The organism is Proteiniphilum acetatigenes DSM 18083, from assembly GCF_000380985.1.
Lineage (GTDB): Bacteria > Bacteroidota > Bacteroidia > Bacteroidales > Dysgonomonadaceae > Proteiniphilum > Proteiniphilum acetatigenes.
The window spans coordinates 1-17,831 of record NZ_KB905700.1; the positions used below are offsets into that span (position 1 = coordinate 1).

A 17,831-nucleotide genomic window follows, 5' to 3' on the forward strand; every position below is an offset into this window, starting at 1 on the left:
CCGTTGAATCCTCCGTCTATGGTGATGGTTGTCCCGGTCACAAAGGATGAGGCATCGCTCACTAAATAGTGGATTGCCCCGCACAGTTCCTCGGGTTTTCCCATCCGTTTGAAGGGCGTCTGGCGTATGACATCCTCTCCCCGTTGGGTGTAACTACCATCGGGGTTTGTGAGCAAATCCCGGTTCTGTTCGGTGATAAAGAAACCCGGTGCTATGGCATTTACCCGTATCCCCTCGCCAAATTTGGCAGCCACCTCATTGGCCAGGAACTGCGTGAAGTTGGTGACCCCCGCTTTTGCCGCGGCATATCCGGCTACGCGTGTCATCGGACGGAAGGCGGCCATCGACGAGAAATTAATGATATTCCCCTTTTTTTGTTCCACCATGGGTTTGAGAAAAACCCTGGAAGGCAGCACGGTGCCGGTTAGGTTCAACCGGACCACCTTGTCGAATTCATCCAGATCCAGATCGAAAAAGGTTTGTGCGGGACTGATGTTGGCTCCCGGCATATTCCCACCGGCTGCATTGAGCAATGCGTCGATACGCCCGTACCGTCCCAATATCTCTTCCCTGTTCCGTACCAGCACAGCTTCGTCCAGCACATCAGTTCTCAGGAACAGCGCTTCCTTGCCTTCCGATTTGATTTTGTCTACACTCCCCCTGCCTGCCTCTTCCCGGCGCCCCAGGATAACTATTCTGGCGCCCTGGCCTGCCAGGTAGGATGCAATTACACTTCCCAACACGCCCGTACCGCCGGTAATGACGATCACCCTTTCCCGTATACTGAACAAATCTTCCATAACTAAACTATTTTATCAACTTTATCAACATTTTCCTGATTCTATTTCATCTTGCACTACGGCCATTATTCCCTCCACCTGTGCCAGCGCGAACATCCTCCCGTAGAAGGAGTATCCGGGATTATGGTTCTTTTCGACATCATCGAGCATCAACCTGCCGTGGTCGACCCGCATGGGGATATGAGGCCTCTGTTTTTCCAGAATACGGATCACTTCAATCAATGCTCCCTTTCCTTCCAGATGGGAAGCCTCTATGAAGTCGCCGCCGGGAAGCAATCCGGTACTCCTCAGGTGGGCAAAACCTGTCCTGCCGGCAAATCTGCAGGCCAGGGCGGGCACGTCGTTATGGATGCCGGCACTCAAGGATCCGGTACAGAAAGCCAGCCCGTTCGCGGGACTGTCCACTGCATCCAGTATCCATTCGATATCTTCCTCCCCGGTTACGATCCGGGGTAATCCAAATACCGGAAAGGGTGGGTCGTCGGGATGGATGCAAAGGGTGATCCCATATTCTTCGGCTACGGGAATAACCCGTTCAAGGAAGTATTTTAAATTCACCCGGAGTTGGATCTTACTTACCCCCTTATAAAGTTGCAGGAGTTTTTTAAAAGCCTGTACAGGATCAGTCTTCCCATCAGATATACTCCGGTGGATAAACCCCTGGGTCTTTACGATAATGGTGTCGATCAGCACTGCTTTTTCATCTTCGGTCATCCTGTTGTAAAGCAATCTTACCTTTTCCAGTTCTTCGGTTGTATAATCTTTTTCCGCTCCCTCCCTTTGCAGTATCATACAGTCGAAACAGGCAAACCGGATCTTGTCGAAGTAGAGGGTATATGTGCCGTCCGGCAGTTTTCTATGCAGGTCGGTACGGACCCAGTCGATAGCGGGCATAAAATTGTAACAGATAGTTTTTATTCCCGCCTTCCCTAAATTGGACAGACTTGCTTTGTAGTTTTCGATCAGCCGGTCGCGTTCGGGTGCCCCGTATTTGATCTCCTCGGCAAGGGGAAGGCTTTCCACTACCGACCAATGCAGTCCAGCCTGCTCAATATGGTCTTTCAGACTGTAAATGGCTTCACTTGCCCACACCTCGCCGGGAGGCACATCATACAGGGCCGTAACAATGCCTTCCACCCCGATCTGACGGAGCATATCGAGCGTAATTATATCTTTTGCACCAAACCAGCGCCAGGTCTTTTCCATAATTTGTTTTTTCTTTTGTTCATTTAATTAGGCAAATATCGGTTCATTTGTTCTAATAAGCAAGATAAAATAATAACACCAGCCCTACGTAACCACAGAGCACGTGGGGCTGGGTTAAAACATGATTCTATAAATATTTGAAATGCTACATTTAAAATTTTATTGAGGTCCTAACACTGTACCTTCCTTGGGTACAATTAACGGTTCTACATTATTTTCAGCACCCGGGTAACCAATATTCTGATTAATGATCCCTCTTATATTTGTATTTATAGCATTTGCAGGAACGGGCCATAAAACATGATGTACGCTCATTTTATATTCAGCCCATTTATGTATTACACCTTTGTTGTAGAAATTGGATTGTTTCATTATCCAATCATAATAAAAATTAATTCCTTCCTGTTTTATATTTGCCCCTGTTCCTCCCGGACCAGAGAAATTATCCAGTCTATATACTCTGCCACCAAATACTTCGCAAGGTTTTCCGGTCTTCGCATAGGTGTATGCTACTCTTGTCAATTCGGATTTTCTGTTTTCTTCGTAATACAACTCCCTTGCTCTTTCGTCCAAAATAGCACCAATATTTATATCTGCAGCTGTTAAAGGATCGGCTCCTGCTCTTGTTCTTACTACGTTTAAAGCCTCAGCTGCCTGTGCGGGTTGATCTTTCCAGTAATAACATTCAGCAATCATCAGATAGACTTCTGCAGAGCGATAAATGTACCATGGTGTTTCTCCCCCCTGCCATTGAGTTTGAAGCGGATCCGGGACAAAGAGTTTATAATGCGGCCAGGAAAACCAGCAACGGATTGTGTCTTCTACCGACATAGCAACCGGTTTGACTAAATTCTGACCGTACCACGGATTATTGTCTCTTTTAAGGTCGGGATGATTATATTGTAAATCTTCGGGGCTTTTCCAACTGTCGCGATTATAAATTCCACGCAAATCGTTCTTTTCCTTGTCTGTCCATACTTTATTGGTATAATAACTGGTGGGGCGCAAGCGTCCGATTCCTCTTCCGTAACTTTTATTCAAGTCCATCCAAGGATCTGTTTCGGTTGCATGGATACTTACACTGGTTCCGGTTTTTCCATCGGGCGTTCTTACGTTTCCACTATTCCAGAAAGGTACGCCATTACGCATGGTCTGAATCCTGTCGGAACCGTCGATTTCGGGATATGCCACTACATACATCAATCCTTCCGTATTGCTCCTGTCGAGTTTGGCTTCCACACTGTGAAGATCGTGCATCAGATTTGTCCCTGGTTTTGTCTGGTTTGCAGTAAACCGTTGGGTCATTAACGGGTGTTTGGCAATAATTTCATTACCCACTTCAATAGCCCGGTCAAACTCTCCCAACGCCATGCAAACTTTCATCAACAGGACTCCGCAAGCTGCTTTAGATGTCCTCCCCCGGTCTACCTTTTCAGGAACCCATTGATATGCAAATTCAAGTTCGGGAAGCATTTTCTCCAAAATGGACCAGCGGTCATACGAATAGAAATCATATTTGGGTTCTACTATTTCCCAATCCAGATAAGGAACGTTGCCAAACTGATGAGTAAGTTTATAATAGCGGTACGCTCTGTGGAAATAGGCTGATCCCAATACTGCATTCCTTTCAGCTTCGTCTTTGTATTCAGCCTGATCGATCTTGGCAATAACGATATTGGCATATTTAACACCCTTATAGCCTTCATACCAGTACCAACCTACTCTTGTACGATCCACACTATTCAAGTTGGCATCCGGCAAAAGTGAAACATCCAGATCCATTTGGGGACCGGCTTTGTCGGTTGTTCCTTCTACAGCCATATCCGACAAAATAAATTCTGTAAGAATAGGTGATCCGTCTCCGAAATACTCGTGTCTCATATTGCGTTCACATGTGGTTAACGCAGCATAAAACCCTTCTGCATCCACATAGGTATTTTCAGGCGTATAAAAAGATAGGGGTTTTGGCTCCAGCCAGCTGTCTGAACAACTCCATGTTAAGATGAATACCAACAGGAGTGTTATTTTATTGTATTTTGATAATAACGTCTTCATATTATTAAACTATTAGAGGGTGAAGTTTAAACTAATATTATAAGTGCGTGGAGTAGGTTCCATGCTATTGGGATTATCTGTATCCGGATTACGCCTTTCAGGATCCCAAAAGTTCCAGTGCGGAGAAAATACGGCTACATTTCTCACGGAAAGCGATACGCGCATATCCTGAACAAATATTTTCTGAGTCAGAGTCTTGGGTACATTGTATGATAATGTGATATTTTCCCAACGAATAAACGATTTTTGTTTGTAGTTATTTCCGGTATTTTTTGATCCGATCCGGGCATAGTCGTTTATCCTGTTCTCAGCTGTCCAATAGGGTTGTACATATTCCGAAGTTCTGTCGGGGAAATTAGAAACATTTGCCGCACGGTTAAATGTATCATACCACCCCCAATGGGAATAAAACATGGTTGAAAGAGAAAGATCTTTATAAAAGATAAATTCATTGCGGAATGTCCAGTTAAAGCGGGGAGTTTTATATCCCTGGAATATTTTATCGTCATCCGTCATTACTCCGTCTCCGTTCTGATCTTTGTATTTAAAATCACCCGGTTGTAAACCGTATATCTTAGCCTCTTCGGCTTCTTCTTTTTGCCAGACGCCAATGCGTTCATAATCCCATATACGGTCCGGATCCTGACCGATAAACCATTTGTTCTTAATGTCGTCGGCTTCTCTTTGTCCGATTACGTTACCGTTCTCATCCTTTATATCGATCATGTCTCCGTAGAGACTTACAATTTTTCTCCTGTTGAGCGAGAAATTGGCAGAAGCATTCCATTCAAACTTAGGACGTGAGATCATAGTTGCATTTACGGTTGCTTCGAATCCCCTGTTTTCCAATTTACCCAGGTTGGCCGCAACACTGTTATACCCGATAATTTCGGGGAGCGCCCGATCCACTAACAAATCGTTGGTAGTGGCGATATACCCTTCCAATGCGCCACTGATCCTGTTATGGAGAAATGAGAAGTCCAAACCTACATTCATAGAAGCGGTACGCTCCCATTTTAAATTCGGATTCGACATTCTGTCCACATATATCTGAGAGGTTATATATACATTTCCGTTTTGATCGATATAGGGATGTGGACCGGATACCATATTCGATAATGCCTCATATTGTCCGATATCCCTGTTCCCGTTTTCCCCCCAGGATAAACGTAATTTCCCATAATCAAACCAACTGGTTATGGATTCTGCAAACTTTTCTTCAGTAAATGTCCATCCTAAAGCCACAGCCGGAAAAACTGCCCGGGGATTCCTCTGTCCGAAGGCGGAGTAGCCGTCTCTCCGGACGGATGTGGTAATCATATATCTGTCTTTTAAGGAGTAGAATAATCGTCCCATCAGTGCATCTCCTGTACGGTAGGTGTCATCGCTTTCATTCAAAGGAACTGTACCTGCCTGGATTCTGTGATATCCGAGTATGTCGTTGGGCGAGAACTGTGTTGACGTCATTTTTTGGCTCCAATACTGTCTTTGTTCAGCATTTACCAGTAAGGTGGCCTCAATATTGTGAATTTGGTTGAACCTTTTTTTCCATCTCAATATATTGTCGACCTGCCAAGAATAGATTTTATGAGTTAAGCGTTCGGATTTTCCTCCGTTCGCTGCCCATGAGAAGTTTTTGGAAGATTCGTGATTGTAGTACTCTCTCCACTCGTAGTAGGGTATAAAATTAAATTGATATTCAATATCGAACGGAAGGCTCAGGATAGCATATAAATTTGCATTCAGAGTACTGTAGACATTCTTTCGGTCTCTGTATAAATTATCAAAGAAAGGGTTAACCGGAGTTACATCCGAAGTTGGGTATTTCCAGAGATATTCATCCACTTCCGGATTGCCGATCTCATCAGCACCATAGGGAGATATTCTGACCATTTGTCCCCAATCAGCCCGTAAAAAACCTTCATTACGCGTACTAAAACCTGAGTTAAGGCCGATCCTGAGAAAAGAGGTAATATTTGATTCCAGATTTAAACGTGTCCTTGCAGTGGTAAACCGGTCACCTACGATAATACCTTCTCTGTCGGAATATCCCAATGACCAGTAGTAAGAAACATCGTCGGTCTTGTTGGAGATGGCAACCTGATAATCCTGCTGTAATCCTGTCTGGAATACTTTCTTCGCCCAATCGGTTGTTCTGCCAAGAATAAAATTATCAATTTCAGGGGCTTTAAGTTCTAAGCGGGATGCCCAGGTTCTTAAAAGATCTTCTTCCGTGAAATTTTCTATGGGTGTTTCTTTGTCATAGTTGAACCAATCCCGTTGATTTACATTTTGAAGTTTACGGGGATCTTCAAAAATTTCAGGATATTTTTGTAAATATTCATCACTGTTTTTACCAATTTCATATGCCCTCCGGTATTGGATAAAACCCTCGGCATCCAATAATTTGGGCTGATTGGCCGACTGCACCATACCAACCGATGTATTGAAAGATACCATTGGTTTTCCGCCACGTCCGCCTTTTTGTGTCATGATAACAACTACCCCACTAGCGGCTTTGGCGCCGTAAACAGCAGCAGAGCTGGCATCCTTTAAAATATCTATTGAGGCCACATCCATCGGATTGATATCTGCCAGAGAACCTTCGTAAATCACTCCATCCAAGACGATCAGAGGACTGGATCCTGCTTTTAAGGTGTTTTTTCCACGTAATTGTAGAGTAGCATCGCCCTTTGCTGTAGTGGCAAGACCAATGTTTACCCCGGATGAATTGGCTCGTAACAGATCCTGCACAGAGCGGGGGCTTTCTGCTTTGAGTGCTTCTGTTCTGATTGTAGATATGGCACCTGTCAGGTCTTTTTGTCTCATGGTTCCGTACCCAACGACCACTACTTCATCCAGGAAGCTTGTTTCTTCTTCTAAAGTAATATTTATAACGGTTCTGTTTCCCACATTTACTGTTTGCGTCTCAAATCCGATATAGGATATATTCAATATTGGATCTGATGTGGTGAGTTTTAATGTGTAATTCCCGTCTATATCGGTGATGGTTCCATTGCTTGTACCTGCTTCTACCACATTTACACCGATCAGGGGTTCACCTTTCGTGTCATTAATATGACCGCTTATGGTTCTTGTAACTTGCTGTTGTTCAATTGGTTGATTTGCGGGGGGGGGGGGGGGGTATTCACCTAAAGCTAAGGAGCTTACAGGGAAAGAGAAAAGTAAGGCCATAATAAAACCGGCGAGTGTCAGTTTCATGGTCCCATCTCCCACCTTCATTTTTCTTGGATTGAGAAAAAATTCATTCTTTTCTTTCATAATGATCTAATTAAAAAAATAAATAATAAATGGTTTAATTATTTTGAGAGTCGGAGGGATCAATATCTTTTGCCATTTCTAACGCGGTTGTCGTTATGTAATATTTTGCGATGGTGTTTGAAATTTCCCACTCCGGCATATCCCGGTTAACAAGATACCCGAAATATTTTTCGGCTACCATTCCAAAATAGTCTTCATGTCCTTTTCTGAATTCCACAGGAGCAATGATTTGATACCTTCCTTCCTCGATTTTCTCTGCCGATACATAGGGATACGATGCTTGCAGATCTGTCACTGCTTTCACTATATTAGAATCAAAAGTTTGTTCATCAAAAGATTTCTCTTTTTGAATAAATAATTCTTTGATATAGTTCACCGATTGATCCTGAACAATTTCAATAGACGCATTCGTTCCCCTGATAAGGCCATTGTAAGTATCACCACCTCCTTTGGGTGCTTCATAATTCCACAGAACGGTTACCGATACATTTTTTCCTTTTACCTGATAATTGATTTTCCCGTTGCCATAAACCTCCAATACTGAATTATTAATATATTTCTGCAGGAAATCAGGGAAAGCGTTCAATTTTGTGGACTTAGAAAAATCCTGTAACGTCAATCTGGTGGGCCAATGACTTGCGGCTGTCATTTGTACATCGTTGGTATAATCGATTATCTGGTCAGGAAAGCACTGCCAGTTGATCAGATCTATTAAATGTACCGACACATCTGCAATTCCTTCTCCCTGTTGTTCCACATCATAAAACCATACCGGACGAACCAGTGTATTTCCGGATACTTCCTTATAATAATGATGCACACTTTCCATGACTATTCCGGGATTATCCGGTGTTCCGGCTTGTAATTCTCCAAACAGTTCTTTCCTGTTCACAAGTTTACGGGTAAGTGTATTGATGATCTCGTTCCTTTCCGTCATAACATCCAACAAATAAGAGCCATGAGTATGAGCAGAATCAAAGGCTGCTTTCAACAAATTAAAATTCTCTTTGCTGATCGCCATCGGCTTGTCTGAAAGGATATTGAATCCGGCATTGAGCGACTGGAAAATATACTCAGTTTTTTTCCTGTTATTTCCAGCCAGAATCACTACATTTCCATTTTTCTCTTCAATCATCTTCCCGAGATAATCTTCCCCGGCATATAACACTATCTGCCAATTAGTCGGGTTTTCCGGGCGCTGGTTATAACTTTCAATACTTTCCAGATACTGATCAAGTTCGTTCCCCTCAGGCGCATATACGTGTACGGTGTCGTTGACCTGACGCTGTGGAAATTTCTGGAGCAGACTGGCATGAAAATGACCTGGATCCAATACCACTAATCTGATCTCTCCGTCCTGACCGGTAAACTGAGTCGACGCCTGTTCTTTTTCCGTGTCCTTCCGCATATTGCATGAAAAGAGTAAAAGGGCTCCAAGAATAATCACCGATTGATAAAGAATATTTCTCATCATTACAATTCTTTAAAGTTTCACTTAAGTTAGACTATCTCTCGCTATGGCATAGCTCAAGCAAGCTTGGCTCTGCTCATTTAGCTTATCGAGATAGTTGAATATAATCTGTACCGTATGGGGCTCTCTGCGGCCTTTTTAACATAGAGTTTGCCAATTCACTGTTTTTGAATTTTTCGAGTTTCGGATCCCATTCCAGCCTACCCGGAATCTTCATTGCGATGTGGCTGATCAGGCAGACAGTACAGGCACGATGTCCGATTTCCACGGGTGATATAGGCTCTTTTCTCGATTCGATACAGTCAAGCCAGTTCCCGTGTTGATTGTCACTCTTATACAAATGAATCTCGTTTTCACCGATCTCTGAGGTCAAAATTTGGGGATCACTGGCATCCAATGCTTTTGAATTATTTCCCTGTGTCACCGGATCACTTGATGATGCGACATAATTACCACGGGAAACGAAAATCCATCCATCGGTGCCTTCATATCTGATGCCGTTGGGATAACCTCCACTTGTGTACATGGTTATTCCGTTTTCATACTCCGCTTTTACCATAAAATCGCCGTGTACATCCCACAGCCCCGATTTGGGGAATTGTGCAATAGCCTCCACAGAAACAGGACCTGTGTATTCAGTGTCCATACCCCATGCAGCCGAATCAAAATGATGTTGTCCCCACCCGGTAATCATACCGGAACCAAATTGCTCACATCGCAACCATCCGGGACGTCCGTAATTGTTTTGGGGATGAACCCTGATTTCGGTATAATATACTTCAGGGGTTGATCCGAGCCACATGTCGTAATTCAAGTTCGTTGGAACAGGCATTTCATTTGCGTCCGGACCGGAAGGATCGCCGGGTAATCCTATTTTCACGGTATGAAGCTTGCCGATCCTTCCGTTTCTTACCAGTTCTGCCGCTATCCTGAATTGGGGGGACGAACGTTGCTGTGTTCCTACCTGAAGGATTACATTCTGACGGCGTACTACATCGCTTAGGAGCCGTCCTTCCTCTACTGTTAACGATGTGGGTTTTTGCAGATATATGTCCTTTTTAGCCAAAGCTGCGCGGATAGCAGGTTCTGCATGCCAATGATCCGGCGTACTGATAATTACGGCATCAATATCTTTGTCAGCCAGCATATCGATGTAATTTTCGTACATCTTTACGTTTGAATAGGACTTTTTACCTGCTTTCTTAGCATAATATTCATCCACATACTTTTTTCCATCGGTCAGGCGTTTACTGTCTACATCGCAGACAGCTACAAATTGTGCTTTATCATATTTTATGGTCTCTGCCATATCATGATCCCGGGCAATTCTGCCACAACCAATCTGTCCGATATGAATTTTATTGCTTGGTGCATTTTTGCCGAACACCGATGAAGGGACAATGGTTGGAAAAACCGCTGTTCCCACTGCTGTTGCAGCAGCCTTTTTTATAAACATTCTTCTTTTCATATGATTAAATTTATATAATTACCAGTTATCAGTTACTAATTACCAATTGTGATGTCAGAACCAAGAGTCAAGAACCAAGACTATAAAATTCAAGATTTAAGATTCAAGATTTTTAAACTTCTTGATTTTGCGGACTTCTCCACTTCTAACTTCTCAATTAGTCTTATTGGCACATTAGTACATTAGTCTCATTAGTTCGTTTCCGATTTATACTTCTCAAATTCCCCTGCTATCCCGGCTTCAATATGATCACCGTTATGTACAAGTACCCTATATCTGAGTGTAATGATTTCTCCTTTTTTTAGTACCGTATTTTTATCATTCTCCGGCCAATACATAGGGGTGGGAGAGAAGAACCCGTAATCGCGTGTAAACCAGGGAGCGGGATACCACTCATTGGAAGGATGCTGCATAATAGCCATTCCTTCCATTTTTCCCTGCCTTTTACCATGATAATCCATCCATGGTGAACGTTTGCCGAAAGTCGCTTTTTCTCCTTTTTCCCCTTCGGCATTGATCATTGTTCCTCCGTTAGTCACTGCCAAATCGGGATCTATACGTCCACTGAACAAGGAATGGTTGGTTTTTTCTATTGTCACATCCATAAGCATTTCCATAGTGACATCGAAATCTATCTGGATTTTTTCCTTTGATGGGGCGGAAATAGTGATGATCCGTTTGTCCTTTATGGGAGCATCTGCACCGGGGCGTCGCCAGATACATTCGTTTTCGATCACTGCTTTCTCATTCCCTGTCTCAATAATATCGGCTCTTAATGAAATGATTTGCCCCCTTTCTAAGCCTTCCTGCCAGTAATTGCCTCCATTTACTCTGTCACATCCGAAGAAAAGTGAACTATGGTGGGGGTAATCGGCATTGCGCATTGAAGTTACAGATGCGTTCGAAGGGCCATTTACAGGGTAGAAAAAGGGATATTTCTCATATTCCGAAATGATATAATTCGTAAACAGTTTTCCGTTTACTTTTATCTCGATTTTATCTCCTGCTTTTTCTGCCGTTACTTTTGATTGAGAAAAAGTAACATGGTGAATAAGCCCGCTAAAAAGAATAAATAATAGGATCTTTCTCATGTTTTTATAGTTTATTTTTTTGAAATGATTTTAATTTCAGCTTTTCCGGAAAAGCTGTTCCAATACATTTCGGCTGTTTCTTTGTTGATTTTTCCATCAAAGACGATCATCCTGTATTTAAGAACATAGTTATTTCCTTTTTTAAGTTCCCATGACTTATGGCGGATAGGAGTAAACTCGAAGTACATATCGCCTCTACCTCCATTTGCATCTATCGGCCAGACACGCATAGGTTCAGGGTGTGCACGGTTTGAAGAATGGCTCAGGAATAAAATACCCGAGCGGCCTTCCTCTACTTCCGACTCTCCCTCTACAATACACCAACGGGCATTGCTTCCATCGGCATCTATTCTTGTTTTTCCTTCAGAAGTAAGCACTGTAGAGTTATCCTTTGTCCATTTCTCAGTTGCTCTGAAGCCAATACCTCCACCATATCGGTATGCGTCGAGCATGATACCGTCCGGTAATGGAGTATTTAGTATAGTGGTATAGTCAATGACCCTTACTTTGTCATTTATATTCCAGACCCTCACATCCAAAGTTTCATTGATTGCTATCTGATCTTCACCCTTCGCGCCAAAATCAATATGTTGCTGCAGCACACGGAACCCGGAGAATATATCTCCGACTGTTTCAGACAGGAAGCCTGCAAATTGAACGGTTCCCTCACCTTCATACAAATTCCAGAAATCGACTTTCCGGTCATTTATATGTGTCAATGTCCACGGTCCCCAGATGCCATAGTGATGATAATGATCCGGAGCCTGCACACGCGTTAATATTTCTCCGCCGGGAGACCATAAGGGATGGATAAATCCTGAACGCTTAAATAAAGGATTGACCCCTTCAGGAGGATACATTATGGCAAAGCGATAACTTAATACACCCTGCTCCTTTTGACGAAGAGTAAGGTTTTCCCCCGACTTGTATATGTGTATATCAGTATTTAATGTGTCGATAGGATTTTGTTCTTGAATTTTAAGAGAAAATTTTCTTGTGGAATTTTTTGCAGATAATCCTTCCAATATAAACCAAAGGTGAGAGGAGTAATCTGATTCTACTTGGCAGTGTACTGATTTCTCTCCGGTTGAGATAATTTCATATAGTGCCAGGTTCTCTTGGTCTGTATTTACATGACCTAATAATTCATCCAGCGGAATCGATACCGGCATATCAAGACAGGACTCTTTAGTAGTGACCGTGAAGTTTATCGTTTGACTGGTAACACATAGAGAAAATATCCACATAAATGTGAGAAGAATTTCTTTTAATAGATTTGGAGCTTTCATTTCACTGATTTATTTAGATTTATGCAATATTGACGTAAGTTGTTACTTCTTATTTAAGAAATAGATCTTAATTGTTTATTATATATGTCTATTGTTTTATTAGAATCTATAACATTTTCATTATTAGTATATTAATTCATTTCTAGCGAATTTTTAGTATGTGCTCGTACACGGGATCTGTTGTTGTGTACGTACACAATACGTATCGAAATCTTACTGAAACCCTCTTTTTATCAAATTAAGAATGTAAATGATATCTTACTGCCTGGTTTACAATCTCTTTAGCCTTTTTGCAGGTGCATTAAAAACGTATTCTCCCATCACAGAATACAAAGATATGTTATATTTTTCCAAACAAAATAATGAAAAACCTTAAAACATCATTGAAAATATATATAATGAAAATAAATTTTGTTTATATGCTTGTTTTAATTGATATTTTTTTATAGTTTTCTTTGTGAGGAGTAAATATCTAAATCGTTTTACTAATAATATTGCCGGATTTGAAAATATATCTTTACTTTGCACATTTATTTATCTGTTTACAATTCGTCATTATTCCAAACAGGTGTAAAATTAGCCCAATATGCAACGAAAGATTCGCATAAAAGATATTGCGGAAATGGCCGGAGTTTCGGCAGGTACGGTAGACCGGATACTCCATAATAGAGGAAATGTTTCAGAATCAGCGCGTATAGCTGTTGAGGAGGTGTTGAAAAAAGTACACTACAAGCCGAATATCCATATTTCCGGATTGTCATTAAAAAGAAAATACAAGGTAGCGATTACTACCCCCAATGTAATGGAAGGAGAATATTGGGAGAGTATTCATTCAGGTATCAGCCATGCATTGGAAGAGTTTGAGAATATCCGGATACAATGTTTGGTATACACCTATAATCAATATGATATTTATTCTTGTAGGGAGGTATATGATCAGATAGCACAACTCGATGCTGATGCCATCATTATCGGTACTACTTTTAAGGAAGAAACCGTTCGCCTGTCGAGACGATTGGATGAAAGGGAGATACCCTATGTTTTTGTTGACTCTACCCTGGAAAATACAGCACCGTTGGCCTTTTTTACTTCCGATCATTATATCTGTGGCTATCTGGTGGCTAAACTGATCACTTCCATTATTCCTTCGGGAAGTGATATTGGGATGTTACAGGCAGTGAGGATAGGGGATGAGAGTGCCAATACGAGTATATTGAGAAAGCAGGGTTTTAATGACTATCTTACTGAAAAGAGCATCACCAATAGTGTGCAGAAAATACCTTTTACTGCCATGGAACCGGAAAGATTTGATGAACAGCTGGCTCACTTCTTTCAGACACATCATAATATTGGAGGAATAGTAGTACTCAATTCGAGAGGAGGGATCGTTGCCGATTATTTTGCCAGAAACGAGATTAATGATATCAGGTTGGTTTGTCTGGATCTCACGGCACCCAATGTAAGAGGGTTGAAAAACGGGTATATTGATTTTCTGATCGGCCAGGAGCCGGAACATCAGGGATTTCTGGCGATGAAGACATTGATCGAGTACCTGATATACCGCAAACCGGTAAAAGTGGAGAACTATACACAGCTCGATATCCTGACCAGGGAGACTATCGGTTATTACAACCAGTTCAACTTTATGTCATGAACATCATCCTGTCTCACTCTACTTTACCTTCGTTTAACTTAGCTGCAGAAGAACATTTTTTCTCAAAAACGGGAGAAGATTTCTTGCTGTTGTATGTCAATGAACCGAGCGTTATCATCGGATCTAATCAGGCGGTATTGAATGAGGTAGACCAGGATTTTTGTATAGAACACAATATCCGGATTATACGGCGGTTGTCGGGCGGAGGAGCGGTATATCATGATACCGGAAACCTGAACTACAGCTTTATCCATGGGAAAACCGGAGAGCCGTTGAGTGCCCGTTTTCTCGATCCGGTGGTGGAGGCGCTTCGGGCATTGGATATCCCTGTTGAAATAAGAAAACGGAAAGATCTTTGGCTGGAGGGATACAAAATATCGGGTACCGCATCACATCTTTCCAAGGGGCGGGAGATACATCATGGTACATTGCTTTATGATACCGATCTGCAGATGCTTTCGAAGGCATTAAATCCTGAGCAGAGGGATTTAGTAAGGAAGGCAACCGCTTCGATACCCAGTCCTGTGAAAAATATCCGGTCATATTTAAAAAAAATAAAGGGGATCAATCCCGAACCGGAACAGTTCTTCCGGCAGTTTGCCCGGCAGATAGGCTTGATATTGGGAACAAACCATATCGGTACTTTTGGTAACCATGATAAAGAGGAGATAGAGAAGTTGCAAAGAGACAAATACGTACAAAGAAGCTGGAACTATAGAATGTAACAGCTGCCTCGTTGAGGTGATACCAGGGCTTTACGTAAAAGAATCAGATATCCTTATGATTGTCTGTACAATCGCCCTTGCCAGGTTTCTCTTTCCCGGAAACGTTTCACTATTTTTTCTCTCACCACATAATTCTTCTGATCCCAGGCGGGAGCAATCAATAATTTTCTAGGAGATTGGGAGGTAAATCGTTCGATGTAAATCTCCGGCTTTAGCCGTTCCGCAAAATCGACACACAGATCGATATATTCATCCAGCCCGAAGAGGTGGAACGATTCGGGTAATAGCCGGAATTCTTTTGCCATAGCAGTTCCTCTGATAATCTGTAGCTGATGCAGTTTCAATGTTGTCAGGGGGAGTCGCGAAAGTGTACCTGCATGAGAAAGTATCTCTTCTATGCTTTCCCCCGGCAATCCCAGGATCATATGTGCACCTGTCACAATGTTTCGTCCGGCGGTTTCCCGGATCATCTCCGCCGATTCTTCGTAACTATGCTGCCGGTTCACCCTCTCCAATGTTTTATTCAGTGTCGATTCTACCCCGTATTCCACCATGACAAATGTTTTTTTGCTGAGCTCTTCAAAATAGTCAAGTAGTTCGTTGGGCATGCAGTCCGGGCGGGTACCCACGATCAGTCCCACTACGTTGGGGTAGGAGAGCGCCTCTTCATATTTAGAGATAAGCGAGTCGAGACTGTCATAGGTATTGGTATAGGACTGGAAATAGGCCAGGTATTTCATCTCAGGATACTTATGAGAGAAGAAGGTGATACCGTCACTCAACTGTTTCGAAATAGTTCTGGTCGGTTTGCCATAACCTGGGCTAAAACTCTGGTTGTTGCAATAGGTACATCCGCCACGCCCTTTATTGCCGTCACGGTTGGGACAGGTGAAGCCGGCATTGACGGAAATTTTTTGTACTTTATAGGGAAATTTTGCTGAAAGGAATTCGGCAAAATCGCGATATGGTTTGTCGTTTGAAAACACGCGTGTTATATTTATTTTATGAATCAATGGCAGAAGCCGCCAACACAAAGAATCCTGTTGTTATTAAGACTACAGGAATGCTGATTATAACTCCTAATCTTAAACAAATGTAGGAATAAAATGTTTTCGATAAAGGAGTATTGAGATAAAAATGAAATAACGGGAATATGGCTCACGCTATATCCCCGTTCAAGCATTTATATTAAAAAAGTAGAGTTAATTATTAACCGGTTATTTTTTCCTGATCGTGTATAATTCCCATTTCAGAACGACATTTCCACTACCGTTTTCGATAACCCGCACTTCTTCCATCTTATCGGATGATTTGCGTATATATTCCGATACACGATTGTCTTTACCATTGCGGACATAGGAAGTGTTTTCAAATTTATCACTCTCCAACGCTTTATTCACTTCGGCCATAAAACTCTTCTGAAAACTTTCATTGGCTGAATTCAGAATAAGCATTTTCTCATTTTCCTTGTTCCGATCCGATTTAAACCGGATATTAAATGCATCTGTTTTCAGATTTTCCAGGTCTGTTCTATCCAACACAGAGCCGGCACTTCCTTTTCTATATATATAATTGAAGCGTTCATCTTCCATATATTTATCGAATAACTTCTCTACCTGTTGTGCTGATGCTACTGCTGAAAATACCAGCGTTATAAGCATAATTGAAAATAATTTCTTCATAATGTGTTGGATTTTATTGTTTATAATTTGTTTTTATACATTCTATTTTTTGATCTGTTTCTTTTAATATCTTTTCGGCATTAAGATCTTGATTTATAGTGGCCGCTTCACGGAAAAGCTGATAGGAGTTCTCTATGATCTTGTCCGTTTCCGAAAACATGTGCTCGGCGTATTGCTGTGCTTTATGCTGATTGACGACCTGCTTTCCGTTTACAATAACCATATATTCAGGATGTTGTGAGCGTGCGTACTGTAGGTTAGAGAATGTGACAGCCAGTAGTCCTATAGCAGCTGATCCTGCCAGTAGAATAATTATACGTCGTGTAATCGCAGGTCTCCTCGTTTTCTTTTCAGGGAAGGTCATCACCGGTGCCTTTATCTGTTTTTCCGTGTTGAAAGCAGCGAAAACCGATCTGTATATTTCGTGTTCGGGAAGTATCCCTCTTCCCTCGAAATAGTTCTTCAGCCTTTTCTCTTCTTCGGTCGATGACACGCCGTTGAAGTATTTCTCAAGCAGATTATCTATATCGTTCATATACTTTATTCTCCTTTTTTCGGTTGTTTGTAATCATATCGCGAAGTTTTTTGCGCGCCCGGGAGAGGTTTACGGTGACGGCATTTTCCGTCATCGACATTATCTGGGCGATCTCCTCCAATTCCATCTCTTCCACATCTTTCATGCGGAGAATAGTTCGTTGCATTTCGGGCAGTGTATCGATCATACTACCGATGTGATTTATCATATCAGCTTGTTCCGTTTGTTGATGCGGATTGGGAGCGTTGTATTCAGTGTCGGCCGGAATTTCATGTGTGTGAATTGACTTCCGGATCATATCGAGGCACAGATTACGCATGGATGTGAGTACAAATGCCTGATAATTGGCAATGGCATCCAATTGCTCGCGCTTTTCCCACAGGCGCATCATAAGTTCCTGCAATGCATCCTTTGCACTGCTTTCATCTTTTAGGATCGATAGTGCCATCCGATACGATTTATCGGAGAGGCAAAGGATCTGATATTGGAACTGCCGGACATTCATATACTATATAGACGAATATAATGGGAAATTCTTACATAACCCGGTCGATTTTTTTATAAAATAAATCC

At 42.1% G+C, this 17,831-nt stretch carries 14 protein-coding genes; 2 read left to right on the plus strand and 12 right to left on the minus strand.

The genetic code is table 11. The annotated features are described in order from the left end of the window. From F597_RS0113285 to F597_RS0113320, 8 genes are all read right to left on the minus strand, one after another. On the minus strand, nt 1–800 hold an 800-nt coding region (locus F597_RS0113285; protein ID WP_019540243.1), incomplete at its 3' end, for an SDR family oxidoreductase. 24 nt (nt 801–824) lie between these two features. After that, on the minus strand, nt 825–2,006 hold the full coding sequence (uxuA, locus tag F597_RS0113290; RefSeq protein ID WP_019540244.1) for a mannonate dehydratase: 1,182 nt from the start codon (nt 2,004–2,006) through the stop codon (nt 825–827). A 159-nt stretch (nt 2,007–2,165) separates the two neighbouring features. Next, nucleotides 2,166–4,061 carry a RagB/SusD family nutrient uptake outer membrane protein gene (locus F597_RS0113295; protein WP_019540245.1) on the minus strand — a complete coding sequence of 632 codons (1,896 nt, stop codon included), beginning with the start codon at nt 4,059–4,061 and terminating at the stop codon, nt 2,166–2,168. A gap of 12 nt (nt 4,062–4,073) precedes the next feature. Then, nucleotides 4,074–7,343: a SusC/RagA family TonB-linked outer membrane protein gene (locus F597_RS0113300; protein ID WP_019540246.1), complete on the minus strand. Its 3,270-nt coding sequence runs from the start codon at nt 7,341–7,343 to the stop codon at nt 4,074–4,076. 34 nt (nt 7,344–7,377) lie between these two features. After that, complete coding sequence (locus F597_RS0113305; protein WP_019540247.1) at nt 7,378–8,814, minus strand: putative oxidoreductase C-terminal domain-containing protein; 1,437 nt, start codon at nt 8,812–8,814, stop codon at nt 7,378–7,380. A gap of 85 nt (nt 8,815–8,899) precedes the next feature. Next, nucleotides 8,900–10,282 (minus strand): Gfo/Idh/MocA family protein, encoded by a 1,383-nt coding sequence (locus F597_RS0113310; protein WP_026327454.1) that lies wholly within the window; start codon nt 10,280–10,282, stop codon nt 8,900–8,902. A 191-nt stretch (nt 10,283–10,473) separates the two neighbouring features. Further along, nucleotides 10,474–11,373: a DUF6807 domain-containing protein gene (locus tag F597_RS0113315; RefSeq protein ID WP_019540249.1), complete on the minus strand. Its 900-nt coding sequence runs from the start codon at nt 11,371–11,373 to the stop codon at nt 10,474–10,476. A gap of 11 nt (nt 11,374–11,384) precedes the next feature. Continuing rightward, nucleotides 11,385–12,662: a DUF6807 domain-containing protein gene (locus F597_RS0113320; protein WP_139224161.1), complete on the minus strand. Its 1,278-nt coding sequence runs from the start codon at nt 12,660–12,662 to the stop codon at nt 11,385–11,387. A gap of 586 nt (nt 12,663–13,248) precedes the next feature. Here F597_RS0113320 and F597_RS0113325 point away from each other — a divergent pair. Together F597_RS0113325 and F597_RS20830 are read left to right on the plus strand one after the other, a co-directional pair. After that, nucleotides 13,249–14,316, plus strand: coding sequence for a substrate-binding domain-containing protein (locus F597_RS0113325; RefSeq protein ID WP_019540251.1), 1,068 nt, complete (start codon nt 13,249–13,251; stop codon nt 14,314–14,316). Beyond that, entirely contained in the window at nt 14,313–15,041 is a 729-nt protein-coding gene (locus F597_RS20830) for a lipoate--protein ligase family protein (protein ID WP_019540252.1), read from the plus strand. Before F597_RS0113325 ends, F597_RS20830 begins: the two co-directional genes overlap by 4 nt. A 53-nt stretch (nt 15,042–15,094) precedes the next feature. Here F597_RS20830 and mnmL read toward each other — a convergent pair whose 3' ends face one another. From mnmL to F597_RS0113355, 4 genes are all read right to left on the minus strand, one after another. Next, a complete protein-coding gene (gene mnmL, locus F597_RS0113335; protein WP_044060338.1) occupies nt 15,095–16,027 on the minus strand; it encodes a tRNA modification radical SAM protein MnmL/YtqA in 933 nt (310 codons plus the stop codon). A 231-nt stretch (nt 16,028–16,258) separates the two neighbouring features. Then, a complete protein-coding gene (locus F597_RS0113345) occupies nt 16,259–16,723 on the minus strand; it encodes a DUF4252 domain-containing protein (protein WP_019540254.1) in 465 nt (154 codons plus the stop codon). A 13-nt stretch (nt 16,724–16,736) separates the two neighbouring features. Then, on the minus strand, nt 16,737–17,258 hold the full coding sequence (locus F597_RS0113350; RefSeq protein ID WP_019540255.1) for a hypothetical protein: 522 nt from the start codon (nt 17,256–17,258) through the stop codon (nt 16,737–16,739). Beyond that, nucleotides 17,242–17,763, minus strand: a complete 522-nt coding sequence (locus F597_RS0113355) for an RNA polymerase sigma factor (RefSeq protein ID WP_019540256.1) — start codon at nt 17,761–17,763, stop codon at nt 17,242–17,244. The genes F597_RS0113350 and F597_RS0113355 overlap by 17 nt, the downstream gene beginning before the upstream one ends. Between the last annotated feature and the right edge of the window lie 68 nt (nt 17,764–17,831).

Bases quoted from the DNA above. Each gene is read 5' to 3' on its own strand.
- uxuA (WP_019540244.1), bottom strand. From the start codon at position 2,006: ATGGAAAAGACCTGGCGCTGGTTTGGTGCAAAAGATATAATTACGCTC.
- F597_RS0113295 (WP_019540245.1), bottom strand. From the start codon at position 4,061: ATGAAGACGTTATTATCAAAATACAATAAAATAACACTCCTGTTGGTA.
- F597_RS0113300 (WP_019540246.1), bottom strand. From the start codon at position 7,343: ATGAAAGAAAAGAATGAATTTTTTCTCAATCCAAGAAAAATGAAGGTG.
- F597_RS0113305 (WP_019540247.1), bottom strand. From the start codon at position 8,814: ATGAGAAATATTCTTTATCAATCGGTGATTATTCTTGGAGCCCTTTTA.
- F597_RS0113310 (WP_026327454.1), bottom strand. From the start codon at position 10,282: ATGAAAAGAAGAATGTTTATAAAAAAGGCTGCTGCAACAGCAGTGGGA.
- F597_RS0113315 (WP_019540249.1), bottom strand. From the start codon at position 11,373: ATGAGAAAGATCCTATTATTTATTCTTTTTAGCGGGCTTATTCACCAT.
- F597_RS0113320 (WP_139224161.1), bottom strand. From the start codon at position 12,662: ATGAAAGCTCCAAATCTATTAAAAGAAATTCTTCTCACATTTATGTGG.
- F597_RS0113325 (WP_019540251.1), top strand. From the start codon at position 13,249: ATGCAACGAAAGATTCGCATAAAAGATATTGCGGAAATGGCCGGAGTT.
- F597_RS20830 (WP_019540252.1), top strand. From the start codon at position 14,313: ATGAACATCATCCTGTCTCACTCTACTTTACCTTCGTTTAACTTAGCT.
- F597_RS0113345 (WP_019540254.1), bottom strand. From the start codon at position 16,723: ATGAAGAAATTATTTTCAATTATGCTTATAACGCTGGTATTTTCAGCA.
- F597_RS0113350 (WP_019540255.1), bottom strand. From the start codon at position 17,258: ATGAACGATATAGATAATCTGCTTGAGAAATACTTCAACGGCGTGTCA.
- F597_RS0113355 (WP_019540256.1), bottom strand. From the start codon at position 17,763: ATGAATGTCCGGCAGTTCCAATATCAGATCCTTTGCCTCTCCGATAAA.